The organism is Streptomyces sp. CB03234 (assembly GCF_001905885.1).
Lineage (GTDB): Bacteria > Actinomycetota > Actinomycetes > Streptomycetales > Streptomycetaceae > Streptomyces.
In genome coordinates this window covers 373910-395167 of record NZ_LIYH01000008.1, presented here as the reverse complement: position 1 = coordinate 395167, position 21258 = coordinate 373910, and the positions used below count along the sequence as shown (strand labels likewise).

Genomic DNA, 21258 nt, shown 5'->3' with positions numbered 1-21258 from the left:
GACTAGACCGTCGGAACCATCGGAGCGGGATTCGGTCGGGTGACGTCGGCCGCGGGCAGCTCGCCGTCGACGAGGTACGCGGTGACGAGCTCGTCCGCGCCCGGATTGCCGTAGAACGGGAACACGCGGTGGTGCGCCGTGTCCGCCACGGTGAGCAGCCGGGACGTGTCGCCCAGGACCTCCCGCATCCGGCGGGCGGCTGCCAGGGGTGTCGACATGTCGTCGGCGGCCTGGACGAGGAGGATGCTGTCCGCCGGGTTGTCCGGACCGAGCCGGGTCACCGGCTCGCTGGGCGGCACGGGCCAGAACGCGGGCGCCTTGATGCCGGCCATCGCCGCCCCGGTGAACGGGTGCGTACGGGACGCCCGCTCCATGTCGCGCTCGTACAGGTCGACATTACGCGGCCACGCCCAGTCGCCGGCGAGGATGGCGAGCTGCGCCACCGTGCCGCTCTCCTCCTTCGGCTGCCCGAACATCTGGCCGAGGAAGCCCATCGTGGCCGGCTCCAGCTGCCCGCCGTGCACCGCCGAGCGCACGATGTCACCCAGGAACGGGTAGTTGCGGTCGCTGTTGAGCATGCCGACCACGATCAGCCGGGCCAGCGTACGGTCCAGCGGGAATCCCGCGACCGTCACCTCGCGGTCGGTGTCGACCCGGGCCAGCACCCCGTCGTACGCCGCGCGCACCGCCCCGTCCGTGGCGCCCAGCCCCAGGTCGGCGTCGCGCGCGGCGGCCCAGCGGGCCCACCGCGTCAGCGCCCGCTCGCCGTTGGGCGGGAAGTCCGTGAACAGCCCCCGCCACACCCAGTCCGGGCTGCAGATGCTGTCCAGCACCACCCGGTCGGCGTGCTCGCCGAACATCTGCGTCCACACAGCGCCCAGGTACGTACCGTACGAATAGCCGAGGTACGAGATCCGGTCCTCGCCCAGCGCGCCCCTGATCACCTCGATGTCCCGGGCGATGTTGCGGGAGCTGGCGTACGGGAGGATGTCCAGGGCGTGCTCGGCCACCTTCGCCGCGACGTTCGCCTGGAACCGCACCTCGTGGTCGAAGTCGCGCGGGTGGTGGAAGACCCAGAACCGCTCCTCCGGTTCGAGCCCGCACACCACGGGGCTGCTGCGGCCCATGAACCGGTGGTCGAAGGCCACCACGTCGTACTGGGCCAGCACCTCCTTCGGCAACTGCCCCACGAGCTGCGCGCCGAGGAGCGTGCCCCGGTTGCCCAGGTCGTCGCCAGGACCGACCAGCAGCACACCGCGCCGCCGCTCGGGGGCGGTCGCCCGGTGGCGGACCAGGCCGAGCGTGAGCGTGCGGCCGGCGGGCGCGCGGTAGTCGAGCGGGACCGTCAGCTCGGCCGCCTCCAGGCCGCGCAGTGCCTCCTCGTCGTCCGCCGGGCGCCACACGGGCGACTGCGCCTGGAAGGCCCGTACGGCGTCGGTGAGCAGGTGGGGTTCGTGCCGGGCGGCCGTCACGACGGGCTCCCTTCCCCGGCCGGGCCGCCGTCCGCCGCCGCCGCGCGCAGCGTGAGGTCGGTGTCCGGCAGCTTTCCGGTCAGCAGGTACGCGGCGGCCGCGCGGTTCACGCCCGGGTCGCCGTGGAACGGGAAGACACGGTGCTGCACGGCACCGGCCAGCGTGACCAGACGCGTGTTGTGGGCGAGGAGTTCCCGCATCCGCCGGGCACCCCGGGCGGGCGTGAACATGTCCTGCTCCGACTGGACCAGCAGGACGCTCTCCGCCCGGTTGTCCGCACCGAGCACCGTCACCGGCTCGGCCGGCGGCACCGGCCAGAACGCACCCGCCTTCGGGCCTGCCATCGCGGGCCCGATGAAGGGATGCCGCGCACCGTGCCCGGCCAGGTCCCGCCGGTACACCTCCATGTCGCGCGGCCACGCAGCGTCCCCGCACAGCACGCCGAGCTGCGCCACGGCGCCGCTCTCCTCCTTGCCCCGCCCGAACATCGCGCCCAGCGCCCGCAGTGTCGACGGCGCCGCCTCGTCCCCGTGGACGGCGGCCCTGACGATGTCGCCGAGGAAACCCCAGGCGCGGTCGCTGCTGAGCAGCACCATCGTGAACAGCCGCAGCATCGTGCCGTCCACCGGCATCCCCGCCACCGGCAGCGGCTCGCGATCGGCCCGCCCCGCCAGCGCGTCCAGGGCCGCCCGTACGGTGGGTGCGTCACGGCCCAGGTCCAGCTCGCCGTCCCGCTCCGCCGCCCAGTGCGCCCAGCGCTCCAGCGCGGCCTCGCAGCTCACGGCGTAGTCCAGGAACATCCGCCGCCACACCGACGACGGATCGATGACGCTGTCCAGGACGACGCGGTCGGCGTGCTCGCCGAACATTTGCGTCCACACCGCGCCCAGGTAGGAGCCGTAGGAATGCCCCAGGTAGGAGATGCGGTCCTCACCGAGTGCGCGGCGGATCACGTCCATGTCGCGGGCGATGTCGCGGGACGTCAGATACGGCAGGACGTCACCGGCCGCGTCGAAGCACCGCTCCACGACCGCCCGCTGGAACCGCGCCTCGCTCTCCACGTCCTGTGGCCGGTGGAAGATCCACAGCCACTGGTCGGGCGTCAGACCGCAGGACAGGGGCGCGCTGCCGCCGCTGAACCGGTGGTCGAAGCCCACGACGTCGTACCCGTCCAGCACGTCCGCCGGCAGGTCGCGCACCAGCTGCGGCACCAGCAGCGTGCCCGGATTGCCCGGGTCGTCGGGACCGACCAGCAGGACCCCGCGCCGCCGCCCGGCGGAGCGGGCGGGGTGCCGGGCCAGGGCCACTTCGAGCGTGGGCCCGTCGGGCCGGGCGTGGTCCACCGGAACGGTCACGGTCGCGCACTCCAGACCGGCCAGGGGCGTGTCGTCCCCGGCCGGACGCCACGAGGGGCGCGGCGCGGAGAACCGTACGGATCGATGTTCCGTCACTACTTCCCCATCTCCTCAGCTCGCGGTGTGTCAAGGACGGATCTCGTACAGGGCGTTGAGGGGCGTGGGGCTCGGCAGTCGCTTCACGGACCGCAGCCCGGCCTCGGCGCACAGCGCGCGCACCTTCCCCGGCGGCAGGCCCATCAGTCCGAGCGCCGCGCCGCCGGCCGCACGCGACGCGGGCACGCTGTACAGCACGCTCGCCCCGTACAGCATCGCGGCGGCGGACCCGCTGTTGTCGGCGGGCCGGTCCGCGCCGTTGCTCTCCAGGAGCAGGAACACACCGTCGGGCGCCAGCGCCCCGCGCACCGCGCGCAGGGCCGCCGCTGGGTCGGGCGCGTCGTGCAGCACGTCGAAGCACATGACCAGGGCGTGGTCCCCGGTCGCGGGCAGCAGCCGCTCCGCGTCGCCCTCGACGATCTCGACGCGGTCGGTCACACCGGCGTCCGCGGCCTCCTGCCGTGCGCGCTCCACGTTGAGCCGCAGCCGGTCGTAGCCCGTGCAGCGGCAGTTCGGGAACGCCTGCGCGAGCAGCACCAGGGCGCGGCCGCCGCCGCTGCCGACATGGGCGACCGGCGCACCCGACTCCAGCCGCTTCGCCAGGCCGTCGATCGCCGGGATCCACTGCGGGAGCAGCAGCGTGTTCAGCCAGCTGGAGCTCATCTGCCACATGGTCCGGTACAGGGCGGCGGGATACCGCTCCTGCGGCACACCCGCACCCGTGCGGAACGCCTCCACCAGCGCGTCGCTCATCGCCGCCAGGGCCGGTACGAGCCGCGAGGCGCCGCCCATGAAGAACGGCGACTCCTCGAACGCCACCACGGCGGCGTGCTCGGCGGGCAGCGTGAACCGGTCGGCGCCGCCGTCGCCCGTACCGTCCGGGTCACCCGGGTCGACCGTCACGTAGCCCGCGCTCGACAGGCACAGCAGCCACTCCCGTACGTACCGCTCGTCGAGCCCGGTGCGGGACGCGAGGTCCGCGCTGCCGGAGGGGCCCTGCTCGGCCAGCGCGCGGAACAGCCCGAGCTGGTCGCCGAGCGCGCACATGATGCTGACCATGCCGCCGCCCATGTCGTCCAGGAAACGGCCGGCGAATGCCTCCGTCGCGGCCATGTCCAGGCCACGGGTCTGAGCCTCCATCACGGCGCCTCCCAAAGGGGTCGGGGATCGTGAGGCGGCACGACTCTAGGTGGCCCGCCGGAAGGGGGCCTTCTCTCAGGTTGCTGACGCCCCCTGGGCCTTGGAGCACGTTGGCCGAGATTGCTACTATCATCGATAGTGATGCGGTGAGAATACTGAGGACACGTCATGACGGGTAAGCGGAGCTACGGCCAGTTCTGCGGGCTCGCCGCCGGGCTGAACGTGATCGGTGAGCGCTGGGCGCTGCTGGTCGTACGGGAACTGCTCATCGGCCCGGCGCGGTTCAACGAGCTGCTGGCCAACCTGCCGGGCCTCGGCCCGAACCTGCTCTCGGACCGCTTGCGCGCACTCACCGACCACGGCGTGATCGAGGCGGCCCCGGTTCCCGGCGACGGCCGCGGCCGGCAGTACCGACTCACGCCCCGAGGGGAGCAACTCAGGGAACCACTGCTGTCACTCGCCCGCTGGGGCATGCCCTTCCTCACCGAGGAGGACGCCACGTCCGGCTGCGCCCGCGCCGCCTGGGGTTTCCTGGCCGTCCAGGCGATGATCCAGGGCCGGCCCGTGCACGGTGTCGATGAGGCCTACGAGTTCCGGGTGGCCGACGAGGTCTTCCACATCGAGGTGCGCGACGGCACCGCCGCCACCCGGCGGGGACCCGCCGCCGAGCCCGCCCTGGTGGTCACGACGGACGCGGACACTTTCGTGCGCATCGGCGCCGAGATGCGCACCCCGTTCGAGGCCCTGCTCTCCGGGCGGCTCAGGATCGACGGCCACTACGACGCCGTGCAGCGCTGCATGGAGTTCATGGGCCTGCTCGACGCCCCGAGACGCCCGGCGCCGGCGGGGGCTCCGCCCGCGGCCTCGACCGCGGCGTCGACCGTGGCGTCGACCGGTTCCGGAAGCGTCTGACGGTCCATCAGTCCTCTGAGTCCTCCGAGGTCGCGGACCGCGCCCCCGTCGGCGTCGCCCGCCCGACCGACACCGGAGAAGGGACTCGCACCATGACCGAATCCGCCACGCACTCCACCGCGCCCGCGGCTTCCACCGCGCCCGCCACGCCTTACAGGCCCGCGACGCCCGGTCGTGAACTGGCCGGCACCGCCGCCCTGGTGACCGGTGCCTCCAGCGGCATCGGCGAGGCCGTCGCCCTCGCACTCGCCGAGCGCGGAGCCCATGTCACCCTCGTCGCCCGCCGCGCCGACCGCCTCCGGCAGGTCGCGGAGAAGATCACCGGCAACGGCGGCGAGGCCCACGCGGTCCAGGCCGACCTCGGCGAAGAACCGGGCGCCCACGCCGCCGTGGAGGCGGCTGTCGGCGCCGCCGGCCGGCTCGACATCGTGGTCAACAACGCCGGCGTCCTACTGCTCGGCCCCGTCGAGGACGCCCCCACGGACGAGTGGTGGCGCATGGTCCGGCTCGACCTCATGGGCGTCGCCCTCGTCACCCGCGCCGCCCTCCCGCATCTGCTGCGCGCCGCCCGCAGCGCACCCCGGCAGGTGGCGGACGTCGTCAACGTCAGCTCCGTCGGCGGCCGGATCGCGACACCCGGCACGGCCGTCTACAACGCCGCGAAAGCCGGAGTCAACGCCTTCAGCGAGTCACTCCGTCAAGAGGTGACCCGGCGCTACGTACGGGTCTCGGTCATCGAACCCGGCTTCGTCGCCACCGAACTGCCCCTCCAGTCACGGCCGGAGGTGCTCGCCGCACTCGCCGACGGCTTCGACCCCGGACCGCCGCTGGCCCCGGCCGATGTGGCCGACGCCATCGCCTACACCGTCACCCGGCCCAGGCACATCGCCCTCAACGAGATACTGCTGCGCCCCACGGAACAAGTGGCCTGACTTCTCCGCCCCGTCCGGGCACCACGCCCGGACGGGGACTTGTGCCGTTGACAGTCACTTCAGCAACTGATAGCAATATGCGCATTGCGCTTGCCGTCGGCAAAGGAACCGACCAGCCGGTGCCGGTCGATTCGGCCGAGCACGCCTTGCGCATTGCACATGCGGGACATCACCCAATACGACCGGGCGGAACGCGCCGCGCTTCCACGCGCACCGCCCCGGAAAACGGAGGGCGCCCCATGTCCGTATGGCCGTCAGTGCCGCCGCATTTACGTTCCGGCCTCCGCCGGGCCCCCGCCGCGTCGCGCTGGGGCCGGCGTCTGCAACTCGGTGCGGGACTGGCCGATTTCGCCGCCCGCGGATTCCACTGCGGGCGGCCGACGAGCCGCGACATCCTGGAACGCCACGCACGTGCCTTCCTGGGCGGCTTCAACACCGCCGTCCGGTCCACCCCTTCGGTCACCCACCACGAGCTCGGCCACCTCGACGCCGGTGAGCGCGGCTTCGCGTACGAGGGCGCCGGCATGGCGTACGCCCTGCTCGACACCGCCCTGTTCGGCCGCGGCCGTCGCACCACAGTGCTGCGGGAAGGCCCCGGCCGCGCGTACACGCACCTCATCCACGTCGGCGCCGGCTGGGCCCTGGCCCGGCTCCGCCACCCCGGCGCCCGTGCCCTCCTCCGCCTCGACCCGCTGCACCAGTGGCTCGCCCTCGATGGGCACGGCTTCTCGCACGGCTTCTTCGGCGGCCGCGCCGCCGTCGCCCGGTACGCGCGCGGTGCCACGCCCGGCCGCGCAGCCGCCGTCCGCCACCAGGGCCTCGGCCGCAGCCTGTGGTTCCTGGAGGCCGCCGACCCCGACCGCATCGCCCGGACCGTGGGCGCTTTCCCCGAGGACCGGCGCGGCCACCTGTGGAGCGGCGTCGGCCTGGCCGCCTGCTACGCCGGGGGCGCCGACGACGACGAGCTGGACCGGCTGCGCGCCCACGCCGGACCGTACGGCCCCGACCTCGCCCAGGGCGCCGCGTTCGCGGCGGAGGCCCGCCGCCACGCAGGACACGTCCCCGAGCACACCCGGCGGGCCGTACCCCGGCTGACCGGGACCGACGTGGACGCCGCCGCCGACTGGACCGTCGCCGCGCGCGACCAACTCCTCGGCGACGGAAGCCTCGACGACTACCTGCTCTGGAGAGTGCTGATCGCCCGCCGGGCCGTCACCGCCGGCTGATCCGCCGCACGGCGCACGTTTCACATCGCGTCACCCGTTTCACCCCGCGAGCACATTCCACGGATTCCGTCCTGCACGGAAACCGCCATTCCCCGTTGCACATTTTCCGTTTGCCGCCCGTTCTGCGTTTCCGCGCTCAGGCGCTCAGGCGCTCACGCGCTCACGCGCTCACGCACGGAAAATCCCGAACCGCACCACATCCCGGCGTCGAATTCCGGAGGGAACATGCTCCGTCGTCCCTGGCGTGCCCTCGCCGCCCCCGTCGTGGCGGTCGTGGTCGCCTCCTGTCTCGGAATCGCCGCCCGCCAGCCAGGAACGCCGGCGGCGGAGCGAGCAGAACTCGCGAGCAGGTTCCAATTCTCCCGCACCGCACTCAACGAAGAGCCACCCAACGCCCGCGACGTCCGCCAGGTCCAGCCCGCCCTGGAGCGGATATCCGGCTGGATCTCGGCCGTGGGCGCCGGTGCCGCCGTCGGCGACATCGCCGGCACCGGCCGCGAGGGCGACGTGTGCCTCGTCGACCCGCGCGACGACTCCGTCACCGTACGGCCCCTGCCCGGATCCGGCGGCACGTACGAGCCGTTCACGCTCACCCCCGCCGGCACCGGCCTGCCCTGGGACCCGTCGACCATGGCCCCGATGGGCTGCGTCACCGGCGACTTCGCGCAGCACGGCCGTACCGGCGTCCTCGTCTTCTACTGGGGCCGCTCCCCGGTCCTCTTCCTGCGCCGCGACGGGGCCGCCACACCCACGGCCCAGGCGTTCCACGCCACCGAACTCGTCTCACCCATGCAGGTGTGGAACACGACCACCGTCAACCACACCGACATCGACGGCGACGGCCGCCCCGACATCCTCGTCGGCAACTACTTCCCCGACGGCGCCAGGGTGCTCGACCCCAGGGCCGCGGACGACCCGCGCATGGCCATGCAGGACGGCATGTCCAACGCCCGCAACGCCGGCACCGCGCACGTCCTGCGATGGACGTCCGGTACCACCGGCACCCGGCCCACCGCCGCTTTCGAGGACCTCCCCGACGCCCTCCCGTCCGCCGCCCGCAACGGCTGGGCGCTCGCGCTCGGCGCCCAGGACCTCACCGGCGACGGCCGCGCCGAGCTGTACATCGCCAACGACTTCGGCGCCGACCGCCTCCTCGTCAACCGCTCCGAGCCGGGCCGCGTCCGCCTGACGCTCGCCGAGGGCCGCCGCGACGTCATGACACCCAAGTCGAAGGTGCTGGGACGGGACTCCTTCAAGGGCATGGGCGTCGCCTTCGCCGATCTGACCGGCACGGGAGAACCCGACATCCTGGTCAGCAACATCACGCTCCCGTACGCCCTGCACGAGAGCAACTTCGTCTTCACCAAGGACGGCCCCGCCTCGGACCTGCTCAGCGGTACCGCCCCCTACCGCGACCGCAGCGAGGACCTCGGCCTGTCCCGCTCCGGCTGGTCCTGGGACGTCAAGACCGGCGACTTCGACAACAACGGCTCACCGGAGATCCTCCAGGCCGTCGGGTTCGTCAAGGGCCACATCAACCGCTGGCCCGAGCTCCAGGAACTCGCCATGGCCAACGACAGCGTCCTCCACTCGCCGCGCAGCTGGCCCGACATCGTCCCCGGCGACGACCTGTCCGGCGACGCCGACAACCGCTTCTGGGTACGGAACGCCGACGGCCGCTACACCGACCTCGCCGACGAGTCCGGACTGCGGCAGGACGTGCCGAGCCGGTCGTTCGCCGTCACCGACGCCGACGGCGACGGCCGCCTCGACATCGTCGTCGCCAACCAGTGGGGCGACTCCTCGTACCACCACAACCTCAGCCCGGCCGCACCGCACTTGACGCTGCGCCTCCGCGTCCCGGCCGCCACCGGCGACGGCACGGCGACGACCCCCGCGATCGGCGCCCGCGTCACACTGCGCACGGCCGACGGCCGGGTGACCGCCCAGCAGCTCCAGCCGGCCAACGGCCACACCGGCGTCAACACCACCGACCTGCAGTTCGGCCTCGGCGCGCACGCGAAGGCCGGTGCGGCCGGCGGCGCGGCCGCACCCGTCACCGCCGAGATCAGCTGGCGCGACGCCGCCGGACAGCACCGGATCACCCGGACGTTCCAGCCCGGCCGGCACACCGTCGTCCTCACCGATCCCGCCCGGACCGCGACCACCCGCCCGCAGAGCTGAGGGGTACCCGTGACCACCACCGTCCCCGCCTCCACCGCGGCCGCCGAAGCCGCCGCGCCCGCGACAGCCGAGCCGGGGCTCAGCCCCGCACAGCGCCGCAGCAAGGCCCTGCGCCGCTTCGCCCTGTCCATCACGGTCCTCAACATCGTCGGCCTCGCCTGGCTCGGCTTCGAACAGGCCTTCATCACGCCGTTCGTCGCCGTCGGTGTCGCGTACGCCGTCGAACTCCTCCTGGAGACCGCCGACGCCGCCGCCCACGGCCGACGGCCCCGCTACCTGGCGGGCAGCTTCGGCGAGGTCCTCGACTTCATGCTGCCCGCCCACATCACCGGCCTCGCCTGCTCGATGCTGCTGTACGCCAACGACCGCCTCTGGCCCGTGGCGTTCGCGGCCGCCGTCGGCATCGGTTCCAAGTACGTCGTACGCGCCCGCGTCCGCGGCAAGTCGCAGCACGTACTCAACCCGTCCAACACCGGCATCGTCGCCGCACTGCTGCTGTTCCCCTGGGTGGGCATCGCACCGCCGTACCAGTTCACCGAGTACCCGCCCGGCATCGTGCGGTGGATCATCCCGCTGGTCGTGCTCGTCGCCGGGACCATGCTCAACGCCAAGCTGACGGGGAAGATGCCCCTGCTGTACGGCTGGATCGCCGGGTTCGTCCTCCAGGCGCTCATCCGGTCCGCCGTCACCGACGTCTGGCTCGCCGGCGCGCTCCTGCCGATGACCGGCGTCGCGTTCATCCTCTACACCAACTACATGATCAGCGACCCGGGGACGACCCCCTTCCCGCCGCGCCGTCAGTTCGCGTTCGGCCTGGGCATCGCCGCCGCGTACGGGGTCCTGATGGTGTTCCACGTCAGCTTCGGGTTCTTCTTCGCCCTCGGCATCGTGTGCCTCGTGCGGTGGCTGGCCCTGGTGAGCCTGCCCGTGACACGGCCCCTCTGGGACCGGCTCAGGACCCGCACGGCCACGGGGCCGGCCCGTGCCGCCGCCGGCGCCACGTCCAAGGAGGCTTCGTGACGTCCACGATCGCCGTCGTCGGCATGGCGTGCCGGTACCCCGACGCCGACGACCCCCACCAGCTGTGGCAGACCGTGCTCGCCGGGCGCCGGGCCTTCCGCCGCATCCCGCCCGAACGGCTCCGCGTCGCCGACTACCAGGAAGGACCCGGAGGCCCCGACGCCCCGGACGGCATCCACGCCCGACAGGCCGCCGTCCTGGAGAACTGGACCTTCGACCGCTCCGCGTTCCGCGTACCGGGCCCCGCCTACCGCGCCACCGACCTGACCCACTGGCTCGCCCTGGACGTCGCGGCCGCCGCCCTGCGCGACGCCGGACTCCCGGACGGCGACGGCCTCGACCGCGACCGCGCGGGCGTCGTCATCGGCAACTCCCTCACCGGCGAGTTCTCCCGTGCCGGACTCGTACGGCTCCGCTGGCCGTACGTCCGCCGCACCCTGGACCAGGTTCTGCGCGACCGGGGCACGGCCCCCGCCGAGCGCCGCGAACTCCTCCAGGCGCTGGAGGAGGCCTACAAGGCACCGTTCCCCGCCCCCGGCGACGAGACCCTCGCCGGCGGGCTCGCCAACACCATCAGCGGGCGCGTCTGCAACCACTTCGACTTCCACGGCGCCGGCTACACCGTCGACGGCGCCTGCGCCTCCTCGCTCATCTCCGTCGCCACCGCGTGTGCCGCGCTCGCCCAGGGCGACCTGGACTTCGCGCTGGCCGGCGGCGTCGACCTCAGCCTCGACCCGTTCGAGCTGGTCGGCTTCTCGCGCCTCGGCGCACTCGCCCGCGGCACCATGCGCGTCTACGACCGCAACCCCACCGGGTTCCTGCCCGGCGAGGGCTGCGGCATGGTCGCCCTCGCCCGCGAGGACGACGCCGTACGCATGGGCCTGCGCGTCCACGCCCGCATCGAGGGCTGGGGGCTGGCGTCCGACGGCCACGGCGGCCTCACCCGCCCGGAGCGCACCGGGCAGGCCCTCGCCCTGCGCCGCGCCTACGCCCGGGCGGGGTTCGGTCCCGAGCGCACGGGCCTGGTCGAAGGCCACGGTACGGGAACGGCTGTCGGTGACGACGTCGAACTGGCCGTGCTGGACGCCGAACTGAGAGCAGCGGGTGCCGGTGGAGTGCGGCCGCCCGCGCTCGGCAGCATCAAGGCGAACATCGGCCACACCAAGGCCGCGGCCGGTGTCGCCGGGCTGATCAAGGCGGTCCTCGCCGTCCGGGACGGCGTGCTGCCGCCCACCACCGGGTGCCCCGACCCGCACCCGCTGCTCGGTGCGGACGGCGCCGCCCTGCGTACCCTCGCGGAACCGGAGGACTGGCCGGACCGGGAGCGCCACGCCTCCGTCAACTCCCTGGGCTTCGGCGGCATCAACGCCCATGTCGTGGTCGGTACGGGACCGGCCCCGCGCCCCTCGGTGCTCACCGCCGTCGACCGCCGCAGGTACGCGCCCGCGCCCGGCCGGGAGGTGTTCCCCGTCAGCGCCGACGACCCCCACGACCTGGCGTCCCGCCTCCAGACGCTCGCCACGACCGCGGAGACCCTGTCCGGGGCGGAGTTCGTCGACGCGGCGGCCGAGCTCGTCCGTCGCGCCGACCCCGGCCGCCGCTGGCGCACCGCCGTCGTGGCCGGCGACCCGGCCCAGCTCGCCGAGCGCCTCCGGCACGCGGCGGGGCGGCTCCGGGACGACGCCCAGGACCGGGCGTTCACGGCCGACACACGCGACGGTACGTTCACGGGGTCCGGCCCCGCGGCCCGCCTCGGCCTGCTGTTCCCGGGCCAGGGGACGGAGGCCCACACGGCCGCCGGGACGCTGAGCCGACTGGTCCCGGTGGACGACCTGTTCGTCGCGGTACCGCAGGCGAAGGAACCGGAGACCGGGCCGTCCGCCGAACCGCCTGCCCAGTCGGCCGCCGACACCGCCGTCGTCCAGCCCGCCGTCGTGGCGGGCTCCCTGGCGGGGCTGCGCTACCTCGACGAGCTCGGCGTACGGGCGGACGCCGCGCTCGGCCACAGCCTCGGTGAGCTGACCGCCCTGTGCTGGGCCGGCGCCCTGGCCCCGGCCGACGCCGTCCGGCTCGCGGCCGCGCGCGGCTCCCTGATGGCCCGGCACGCCGAATCCGGCGGCGGCATGCTCGCCGTCGCGGCGCCGCCCGACGCCGCCGAGGCCCTGCTGCACGGCACCGACGCCGTCGTGGCCGCCGTCAACGGGCCCCGCCATGTCACCGTCGCCGGGCCCCTGCCCGTACTCGACCTGATCCGGGAGCGGGCGGCCCGCGAAGGCACGCCCGCGCTGCCGCTCCCCGTTTCGCACGCCTTCCACTCGGCCGCGATGCGCCCCGCCCTGGCCCCGCTCGCCCGCTGCTTCGCGGACGCCCCGCTGGCTCCGCTCACCCGTACGGTGGTGTCCTCCGTCACCGGGACGGTCGTCGCGCCGGACGCCGACCTGGCGGCCCTCCTCACCGAACAGATTCTCGCGCCCGTGGCGTTCGCCAGCGGGGTACGGGAACTCGCCCGCCACGCCGACCTGCTGCTGGAGGTCGGCCCCGGCCGCGCCCTGACCACGCTGGCCGCCCCCGGCACCGACCTACCGGTGCTGTCGCTCGACACGACCGGCGGACCCGAGGTCGTGGCCACCGCCACGGCCGCCCTGTACGCGGCGTGCGGGGCCGACCCGTCACCCTGGACCCGCCACCGCTTCTCCCGCCCCATCGACCTGACCCGCCCCCGCCGCTTCCTCACCAACCCCTGCGAACTCGCCCCACCCCCGGACCCGTCCGACCCCGGCCACACCCTCACCGGCGCCCGGCCGCCACACACGGCGAACGGTCCCGAAGCCGGGCGCCCGTCCGCCCAGGCCCGGAGCGCCGCCGCCGAGCCGGGCGCCCCACAGAGCCATGCGACCCCCGACGACGACCCGTTGTCCGTCGTACGTGCCGTGATCGCCGGCGCCCTGGAGCTCGACCCCGAGTCGATCCGCGCCGACGACCTGCTCCTCGCCGATCTGCACGTCAACTCGCTGCGCGTCGCGCAGATCGCCGCCGACACCGCCGCACGCCTCGGCCGGGCCGCGCCCGCCACCACCGCGCCGCTCGCCAACGCGACCGTCGGCGGGCTCGCCGCGTATCTCGCCGAACTGCCCCCGGCCGGCTGTGGCGACGGCGACACGGGCGGCACCGCGGGCGTCGGGCCCTGGGTGCGCGCGTACACGCACCGCCTCGTGCCGAGTCCGCACCCCGGGCCCGTACCGGGGGACACACCCGCGTACGCCTGGACCCGGGCCGCCGACGCGCACCCCCTGGGCGACACCATTCGCGAGGCGTTCCCCGACGGCACCGGGCCCCGCGCCACGGTCGTCGTGCTCCCGCCGCACGAGCCGGGCCCGGCGGCCGCGCCCGTCGAAGCCTGGGCCGCGGCCGTGCACGCGGCCGTCTCCGGGCCGGGGCCGCTCGTGCTGGTCCACCACCGGGGCGTGGGCGCGGCGATGGCCCGCAGCATCGCCGTCGAACGCCCCGACCTGGCCTGCCTCGCTGTTGACGTGCCGTCGAACCCCGACGGCATCCGCTGGGCCGCCGCCGAGGCCGCGCGGGGCGTCACCGGCTACACCGAGGTGACGTACGACGACGAGGGCGCCCGCCACCTCCTGGTCACCGCCCACCGGCCGTTGCCCCCGCCCGACCCGGCAACCGTCCCGCTCGGTCCCGACGACGTGTGCCTCGTCACCGGCGGAGCCAAGGGCATCGGCGCCGAGTGCGCCCTCGCGCTCGCCCGCGCCACCGGTGTCCGGCTCGCCCTCGTCGGCCGCAGCCGCCCGGAGGAGGACGACGAAGTCGCCGGCAACCTGCGACGGTTCCACGACGCCGGACTCACCGTCCGCTACCTTCGGGCCGACGTCACCGACCCGGCCGCCCTCCGCGCCCGGACCACCGAGGCCGCCGGACACCTCGGGCCGGTCACGGCCGTACTCCACTGCGCGGGGCTCAACGAACCGGGACTCCTGGAAACCCTCACACCTCAGCGGCTGCACGCCGCCACCGCGCCCAAGACCGGCGGCCTCGACGCCGTACTCGCGGCCGTCGACACCGGGCGCCTGCGGCTGCTCGTCACCTTCGGATCGGTCATCGCGCGCATCGGCGTACCGGGGGAGTCCGACTACGCCCTCGCCAACGAACTGCTGCGGCTCCGCGTGGAGGAGACCGCCGCGGCGCTGCCGCACTGCCGCTGCCTGAACGTCGAGTGGTCGCAGTGGTCGGGCGCCGGCATGGCGCACCGGCTCGGCGCCGTGGAGTCCCTGCGCCGCCGGGGCGTGGCGCCCATCCCGGTCGCCACGGGCACGGACCTGCTGCTGTCGCTGCTGGCGGCGCCGGACCTGCCGAACACGGTCATGGTGGCGGGACGGCTGCCGCGCATGCGGACGCTGCACCACAGTGACGAGGGGCTGCCGCTGTCGCGGTTCCTGGAGCAGCCGGTGGTGCACCAGCCGGGTGTGGAGCTGGTGGCCGACGCGGAGCTGAGCCTGGGCACCGATCCGTACCTCGCCGACCACGTCATCGACGGCGTACCCGTACTTCCCGCGGTGGTCGGCCTGGAGGCCATGGCCCAGGCGGCGGCCGCCGTCACCGGCGCGTCGGGCGGACAGCGGCTGCCGCCGCCCGGCTTCACGGACACCGTCTTCCAACGGCCGGTCACGGTACCCGGCCACGGCTCGCGTACCGTGCGCGTCGCCGCGCTGCGGCACGACGACGGCACCGTCGAAACGGTCCTGCGCAGCGCCGAAACCGGCTTCGCCGTCGACCACTTCCGTGCCCGCTGCCGCTTCCCGGGCCACGACTCCGGCCCCCTGGCCGCACCCCTCCCGTCCACGGCCACCCCCCAAACCGCCACCGGCACCGCGCCCGCGAACGGATCCGCGCCCCGAACCGCCGCACCTGGCACCGCGTGCGCCCCGACCGGCAGCACGGCGGCGCCCTCTGCCGAGGCGACGGCCGAGGCGACGGCCGAGGCCGCTCCGACGGAGCCCGCGGCCGGGATCGCCGCCGGGCCTGCCCCCGGGCCCGGAACCTGGCCCGGGACCCGCGCCCCGGCGCCCGGAATCTCCCCGGCCGGCACCGCCGCCGGCACCACGCCGATCGGGACCACGCCGATCGGGACCACGCCGAGCGGGACCACGCCGAGCGGGCCCGTTCCCGGGGGCGCCGACCGTCCCGGCGGTGTGCCGCACCGGCCCGGTCCGGCGACGGACGGCGGCCCCAGGTCGCCGTACTACGGCGACCTGTTCTTCCACGGCCCCCGTTTCCACCACCTCCGCCGCTACGAGCTGCTCAGCGGCCGGCGGTGCGAGGCCGTGGTGGACGCGGCGGCCGGGGCTGAGTGGTTCAGCGGGTTCCACAGCCCGTACCTGGCCCTGGGCGACCCCGGCCTGCGGGACACCTTCATCCATCTCCTCCAGGGCTGTGTCCCGCACCGCCGGGTCCTGCCCGTCGCCGTGGACGCCGTACGGATCCACCGGCGCGCCCCGAGCGGCGGCACGGTAGTCGTCCGGGCGTACGAGACCGCCCAGGACGCCGACGGCTACCGCTACGACCTGACCGTGGAGGCTGCCGACGGCACGCTCCTCGAGACCTGGCAGGGCCTGCGGCTCAAGGACGTCGGCCCGCTGCCCCGTACGGCGCCGTGGACCGCCGAGCTCCTCGGCCCGTACCTGGCCCGGGCCCTGGACCGGCTGCTGCCCGACGCCCGGGCCGACCTGGCCGTCGGCGCCCCCGGCGACGGCGACGGGCGCCCCTCCGGGCGTTCCCCGGCACTGGCCTCCGCGCTCCTCGGCGACGGCCGGCACTCCTACGTCACCCGGGCCCCCGACGGGCGCCTCGTCGCCGAGAAGGGCTTCGTCTCGGCGAGCCACCACGCCGGCCACGTCCTCGTCGCCGTGGCCGACCGGCCCGTGGCCGTGGACTGGGAGGGCGTCACCGAAGAGCAGCCCGCACGCCGCGGCGACGACGTACTCGGCCGGCAGGCCGCGGCCGCCGCGGAGCAGCTCGCCGCCCTCACCGGCGAAGGCCCGCAGCACGCTTTCACCCGCGCCTGGACCTGTCGCGAGACCCTGACCAAGCTCGGCGTGGACCTGGGTACGGACCCCGGCGCGCCCCTCCTCGTGGAACGCGCCGCCGACGACGGCTGGGTGCTGCTGCGCTCCGGCGAGTTCCGGATCGCCAGCGTGGTGGCGGATGTCGCCGGCCTGCCCCACCCCGTCGCCGTGTCCCTCTGCGTCGGCACCCCCGCCGGGGCCCGCCCGACCGCCCGGACGCCCGCAGAAAGGAACCACACGCCCTCATGACCCGACCCGCCTACGTCCACCGCCACCGCGTGCCGTTCGAGGAGACCAACCTCACCGGCAACGTCTACTTCGCCCACTACGTACGGTGGCAGGGCCACTGCCGCGAGAGCTTTCTCGCCGAGCACGCCCCGCAGACCGTGGCCGCGCTCGACGACGGCCTCGCCCTGGTCACCGTGGCCTGCGGCATGGAGTACCTGCGCGAGTGCCGTGCCCTGGACGACATCGACATCCACATGTCGCTCCGACACGTCGCGGGCAGCCGCGTCACCATGGACTTCGCGTACTGGCGGGCCGCCCCCGGCCCCCGGGAGCTGGTCGCCCGCGGCCACCAGACCATCGCCTGCATGCGGCGCGACGGCGACCGCATGGAACCCGAGCCCGTTCCGCTGGAGCTGCGCGCCGCCCTGGAGCCGTACCAGCCCGTCGCCGCCGTGCGCTGAACCCGAGCCGCACGCCGAACGGCCCGGCGCCCTCTGGGCACCGGGCCGTTGGGACGCGCAGCCCCGGCGGGCGTCAGCCGGCCGCCGACGTCTCCGCCTCGCACACCACCAGCGACAGGCCCCGCGGCGTCATCGACACGTCACCGATCCGCAGCCCCGCCTTCCCGGCCAGATCCGCCAGCTCGTCGAGGCGGCGCTCCCGGCCCCCGTACACCAGCATCATCACCAGATCCAGCTCGGCGAGCCCCGCCGCCCCCGGGCCGCCCGCGCCCTCCTCCACCAGGTGCTCCGCGATCAGCACCCGGCCCCGCGGGCCGACCGCCTCGGCGCACCGGCGCAGCACGGCCAGCGCGTGCTCGTCCGCCCAGTCGTGCAGCACGTTGACGAGCAGACAGGCGTCCGCGCCCGACGGCAGCGTGTCGAAGAAGCTGCCGCCGCTGAACGTGCACCGCTGCCCGGCCTCCGACGCGCCCCACGCCTCGCGCCCCGCCGCCACCGTCGGCGCCCGGTCCAGCAGCGTTCCCTTCAGCCCCGGTCGGGCGCGCAGTACCTCGGCCAGCACCCCGCCCGTACCGCCGCCGACGTCCATCACATGCCGGACCGCCGACCAGTCGAACCCGGCCGCGACGTCCCCGGCGATCCAGGAGGCGCGCTGCGCCATCGCCGCGTCGAACGCGGCCCCCAGCGCCGGCCGGGCCGCCAGGTCCTCCCACACGGGGCGCCCGTACGTCCGTTCGTGGACCGGGCCGCCGGTGCGCAGTGCCTCCAGGATGTGCACACACGTCCGGTCGCCCCGTGCCACCGGGCCCTCCAGATCGAGCCACGGGCGCATGCTGCGCGGGTGATCGCTCTGGAGCAGCCGGGACAGGCCGGTCGGCCCGAACACGGCGGGGCGCGGCTCCGTGAAGACGCCGCGCCGGGCGAGCAGCCGCAGCACCCGGCGCAGCGCGTCGGGCACGGCGCCCGACCGTTGGGCCAGTTCGGAGACGTCCTTCTCGCCCTCGGCGACGAGGTCGGGCACGCCGAGCGTCACCACGGCCCGCAGCGCCCACGGGGTCATCGTGTCCTTGAGCCGCAGCAGGTGGACGAACGCGTCGTCGTCGGCCATGGCTGTCCTGCCCTCCTAGGGACGCAGCGCGTACAGCGCGGTGAACGGATTGCCGGTCGGCACCTGCTCGACCCGGCCGAAGCCGGCCGCTTCGGCCAGGTCGCGGATCCGGCCGGGCGGCAGACCGAGCGTGCCGAGGCCGGGCGCGCCGTCGGCGAGCGCGGTCGGCAGGCAGTACAGGGTGCTCGTGGCGTACAGCACGGTGGACTGCGGCCCGGTGTTGTCCGCGGGGTCGTCGGCGGACAGCGACTCCAGCACCAGCAGCGTCCCGTGCGGCGCCAGCGCCTCCCGTACGGTGCGCAGCAGCTCCTCGGGCGCGGCGACGTCGTGCAGCACGTCGAACAGGGTCACCAGCACCAGCGGCCCGCCCGGCCCGCCGTCCTTCTTCGCGAGGGCCGCGAGCGCGCCGCCCGCGTCGGCCTCCTCCACCGTCACCCGGCCGTCGAGGCCGGCGGCGGCGACGGCCTCGCGGGCGCGCCGCACGTTCGGGCCGTGCAGGTCGTACCCGGTGAACCGGCAGTTCTCGAAGGCCCGCGCCATCCGCAGCAGCGCCCGCCCCCCGCCGCAGCCGATGTCCGCGACGGCCCCGCCCTTCTCCAGCGCGGGCAGCAGGCCGTCGACCGCCGGGATCCAGTGGTCGGTCAGCAGCCCGTCCAGCCAGGTCGCGCTCATCCGCTCCATCGCCGTGAACAGCCCGTCGGCGTACGCGGACCGCGCGACGCCCTCACCGGTACGGAAGACGTCGGCCACCTCGTCGACGGCGGCCGCGAGCGGCGGCAGCAGCTCGTACCCCGGCGCCATGTGGAACGGCGACCCCTCGAACGCGAGCACCGCCGCGTGCGCCGCGGGCAGCGTGAACCGGCCGTCGTCCGGGTCGTGCTCCACGTACCCGGCGGCGGCCAGGCCGCGCAGCCACTCGGTGACGTACCGCTCCGACAGGCCGGAGCGCTCCGCGAGTTCGGCGGGCGTCGCCGGGCCGCCCCCGGCCAGCGCGGTGAACAGTCCCAGCCGTACCCCGAGGGCGCACAGCACGCCCGCCATGGCCGCGCCGAGGTCACCGACGGCCCGCTCCAGGAATTCCCGTACCTCCACCGGATCGGTCCCCGGCGGCATCCCGGGCACCGCCCCGCCGGCCATCGCGGCCATGGCCCCGCCGGGCATTCCCGGCACGGACCCCGGGTGGGCGGCCGCGGCGCTCACCGACCACCCGTGCGGCCCGGCCGGCGCGCCCTGCGGCAGGAACAGCGTGTGGGCGCGGCCCGCGGCCGCCGTCCAGTAGCCCGTGAGCAGCTTCCGCTCGGTCACCGGGTCCGCGATGTCGAGGTTCTCCCACCCGAAGTGGCAGACCTGGAGCAACGACCCCTCCAGCCCCGCCGGTTCGATCCACAGCCGTCCGCCCAGCGCCGCCGTCCACGACGGTCGCCGCAGCTCGAACTCCAGGTACGGCATGTACGAGGGGAACTCCTGCGCGGCGTCCACCATCCGTGTCACCCGCATCCGTACCGTCCCGCTGGCGTCGCCCATGACGAGTGTCAGTTCCTCGTCCGGCGCCAGCGACCCGGTCGAGCGCTGCAGCCAGTGCTGCACCCCGCCCGGGCCGGTCAGCTCCTGCCACGCCCGGTACGGCGACACGGGCAGCGGTATCTGGAGGTACGGCCCGACCCGCCGCCACGGCCACCGCCAGCCGGTCCCGGTCCGCAGGTGCGCGGCGAGCTGGTCGAGGATGCCCGGCCAGCCCATGCCGTTCCACGACCGCCAGTCCGACGGTGGGTTCTCGGCCTCCTCGACGACGGTCACCGTGCAACCGCCCGTCCCGCTCATGGGGCCGGCCGGGGCGATGGTCCACGTCACCGCCGTGGCCGGCCCGACCCCCACCCACCGCCACAGCAGCCGCAGCCTGCCGGACGTGTGCGCCCGCGGCGGTACGGCGGCGAGGGTGCGGCACCAGAAGAACTCGCCGTCCTCGAAGTCCAGCATCGACTCGCGCCCCGCCACGGCCCAGGCGCCGCGGCACACCGCGAGCCACTGCGCGACGCGTTCGGGATCGGTGAGCGCGGCCCACACCTCGCCGGGGGACTCCGGCACGGTGACGGTGCTGACCAGCCGCTCCCACCGCTCCTGCGCCACGGGTACGGCGCTGCCCTGGAGGGGTGGGAAGGCCGCGGCGGCACGGCCGAGACCGGTCGCCGGGGCGAAAGGCGGGTGCGGGCGCGGGGGTTCGGCTGTCATGGGCACCTTCCTCGTCTGGGGCATACGGGACACCGGAGGTACGGGACACCGGAGCTACGGGACACCCGGAGTACGGGACACCGGGCGTGCGGGACTCCGGGGCGTACGAGAAAGCGGCCGGCGGGGTGTCGTCCCCGCCGGCCACCGCCGTTCCTACGCGCCGAACTGCTCCTTGGGCAGGTAGCCGCCCATGGTGAAGCGCAGGCTCGTCACATAGGCGATCGGCGAGTCCTCCTGGCGTTTGATGTCGTGCAGCGGCAGCATCCGGTAGATCTGGCCCTTGCCGGGCGAGCCGGCCGGCGGAATCTGGCGCACGTCGTCGATCGTGAGGATGATCGGCTCCTTGTTGACCAGCTTCAGCCCCAGCTTGGGCATGTCGAAGATGGCGCCCACGGCCATACGGCACGCCTTGGCGGCCGGGCCCTCACCCGCGTACGGGTCGAACGGGGTGCGGATCTGCCCGGCGGACAGGCAGTCCGGGTTGAGTGTGACCGTGATGGGGCCGAGCTCCTCGCAGGAGCCCTCCATCTTCATCTCGATGAGGTTGGTGTACACCTCGGCGTTCGACCACTCCTCGGACGTCGGCTCGGAGCGCACCACGCGCACGAAGCCGCTGAACGACACGGTGTACTCACCGACGCCGGGCACGGCGAAGGTGTCGACCGAGGTGATGCCGAGGTTGTCGATGCCCGGAACGGGCGGCGTCCAGGGCGTCACGTCGGTGCCGGAGTAGCGGTTGGGCACGCCGTCGGTGGTGACCGGGCGGCCGAAGACCACGGACGGCTGCTGTGTCTCGGTGGACATCTCTCTCCTTTCGG

The 21258-nt window shown here is 74.6% G+C and carries 13 protein-coding genes; 7 read left to right on the top strand and 6 right to left on the bottom strand.

Annotation, left to right across the window (positions count from 1 at the left end):
• Positions 1-2: 2 nt before the first annotated feature.
• From AMK26_RS32585 to AMK26_RS32575, 3 genes are read right to left on the bottom strand one after another with little or no spacing between them, the layout of a single operon-like run.
• Positions 3-1472 (bottom strand): alpha/beta fold hydrolase, encoded by a 1470-nt coding sequence (locus tag AMK26_RS32585; RefSeq protein ID WP_073759229.1) that lies wholly within the window; start codon positions 1470-1472, stop codon positions 3-5.
• A complete protein-coding gene (locus AMK26_RS32580) occupies positions 1469-2923 on the bottom strand; it encodes an alpha/beta fold hydrolase (RefSeq protein ID WP_073759227.1) in 1455 nt (484 codons plus the stop codon). The genes AMK26_RS32585 and AMK26_RS32580 overlap by 4 nt, the downstream gene beginning before the upstream one ends.
• Positions 2924-2953: 30 nt before the next feature.
• Positions 2954-4063, bottom strand: a complete 1110-nt coding sequence (locus AMK26_RS32575) for a class I SAM-dependent methyltransferase (protein WP_079277925.1) — start codon at positions 4061-4063, stop codon at positions 2954-2956.
• Between the two features lie 168 nt (positions 4064-4231).
• On the opposite strand from AMK26_RS32575, the gene AMK26_RS32570 reads away from it, so the two are divergent.
• From AMK26_RS32570 to AMK26_RS32540, 7 genes are all read left to right on the top strand, one after another.
• A complete protein-coding gene (locus AMK26_RS32570; RefSeq protein ID WP_073759225.1) occupies positions 4232-4975 on the top strand; it encodes a winged helix-turn-helix transcriptional regulator in 744 nt (247 codons plus the stop codon).
• Between the two features lie 92 nt (positions 4976-5067).
• The gene (locus AMK26_RS32565; RefSeq protein WP_079277924.1) at positions 5068-5907 is read left to right on the top strand and encodes an SDR family NAD(P)-dependent oxidoreductase; all 840 of its coding nucleotides are present in this window, start codon (positions 5068-5070) and stop codon (positions 5905-5907) included.
• A 257-nt stretch (positions 5908-6164) separates the two neighbouring features.
• Entirely contained in the window at positions 6165-7133 is a 969-nt protein-coding gene (locus AMK26_RS32560; protein WP_158071167.1) for a DUF1702 family protein, read from the top strand.
• A 225-nt stretch (positions 7134-7358) separates the two neighbouring features.
• Positions 7359-9317, top strand: coding sequence for an FG-GAP repeat domain-containing protein (locus AMK26_RS32555; RefSeq protein ID WP_073759223.1), 1959 nt, complete (start codon positions 7359-7361; stop codon positions 9315-9317).
• Positions 9318-9326: 9 nt separating this feature from the next.
• Positions 9327-10337, top strand: a complete 1011-nt coding sequence (locus AMK26_RS32550) for an enediyne biosynthesis protein UnbU (RefSeq protein ID WP_073759221.1) — start codon at positions 9327-9329, stop codon at positions 10335-10337.
• Positions 10334-16663, top strand: a complete 6330-nt coding sequence (locus tag AMK26_RS32545) for a type I polyketide synthase (RefSeq protein ID WP_073759219.1) — start codon at positions 10334-10336, stop codon at positions 16661-16663. The genes AMK26_RS32550 and AMK26_RS32545 overlap by 4 nt, the downstream gene beginning before the upstream one ends.
• On the top strand, positions 16660-17103 hold the full coding sequence (locus AMK26_RS32540; protein WP_073759217.1) for an acyl-CoA thioesterase: 444 nt from the start codon (positions 16660-16662) through the stop codon (positions 17101-17103). The genes AMK26_RS32545 and AMK26_RS32540 overlap by 4 nt, the downstream gene beginning before the upstream one ends.
• 73 nt (positions 17104-17176) lie before the next feature.
• Here the strand turns inward: AMK26_RS32540 and AMK26_RS32535 are convergent, their stop codons facing one another.
• From AMK26_RS32535 to AMK26_RS32520, 3 genes are all read right to left on the bottom strand, one after another.
• Positions 17177-18211, bottom strand: a complete 1035-nt coding sequence (locus tag AMK26_RS32535) for a methyltransferase (protein ID WP_073759215.1) — start codon at positions 18209-18211, stop codon at positions 17177-17179.
• A 15-nt stretch (positions 18212-18226) separates the two neighbouring features.
• Positions 18227-20440 (bottom strand): methyltransferase domain-containing protein, encoded by a 2214-nt coding sequence (locus AMK26_RS35935; protein ID WP_158071166.1) that lies wholly within the window; start codon positions 20438-20440, stop codon positions 18227-18229.
• Between the two features lie 153 nt (positions 20441-20593).
• Positions 20594-21244, bottom strand: coding sequence for a DUF6073 family protein (locus tag AMK26_RS32520; protein ID WP_073759213.1), 651 nt, complete (start codon positions 21242-21244; stop codon positions 20594-20596).
• Positions 21245-21258 lie beyond the last annotated feature (14 nt).

Excerpts from the sequence above, each read along its gene's own strand:
- AMK26_RS32555 (WP_073759223.1), top strand. The coding sequence starts at position 7,359 with ATGCTCCGTCGTCCCTGGCGTGCCCTCGCCGCCCCCGTCGTGGCGGTC.
- AMK26_RS32575 (WP_079277925.1), bottom strand. The coding sequence starts at position 4,063 with ATGGAGGCTCAGACCCGTGGCCTGGACATGGCCGCGACGGAGGCATTC.
- AMK26_RS32565 (WP_079277924.1), top strand. The coding sequence starts at position 5,068 with ATGACCGAATCCGCCACGCACTCCACCGCGCCCGCGGCTTCCACCGCG.
- AMK26_RS32520 (WP_073759213.1), bottom strand. The coding sequence starts at position 21,244 with ATGTCCACCGAGACACAGCAGCCGTCCGTGGTCTTCGGCCGCCCGGTC.
- AMK26_RS32535 (WP_073759215.1), bottom strand. The coding sequence starts at position 18,211 with ATGGCCGACGACGACGCGTTCGTCCACCTGCTGCGGCTCAAGGACACG.
- AMK26_RS32540 (WP_073759217.1), top strand. The coding sequence starts at position 16,660 with ATGACCCGACCCGCCTACGTCCACCGCCACCGCGTGCCGTTCGAGGAG.
- AMK26_RS32570 (WP_073759225.1), top strand. The coding sequence starts at position 4,232 with ATGACGGGTAAGCGGAGCTACGGCCAGTTCTGCGGGCTCGCCGCCGGG.
- AMK26_RS35935 (WP_158071166.1), bottom strand. The coding sequence starts at position 20,440 with ATGACAGCCGAACCCCCGCGCCCGCACCCGCCTTTCGCCCCGGCGACC.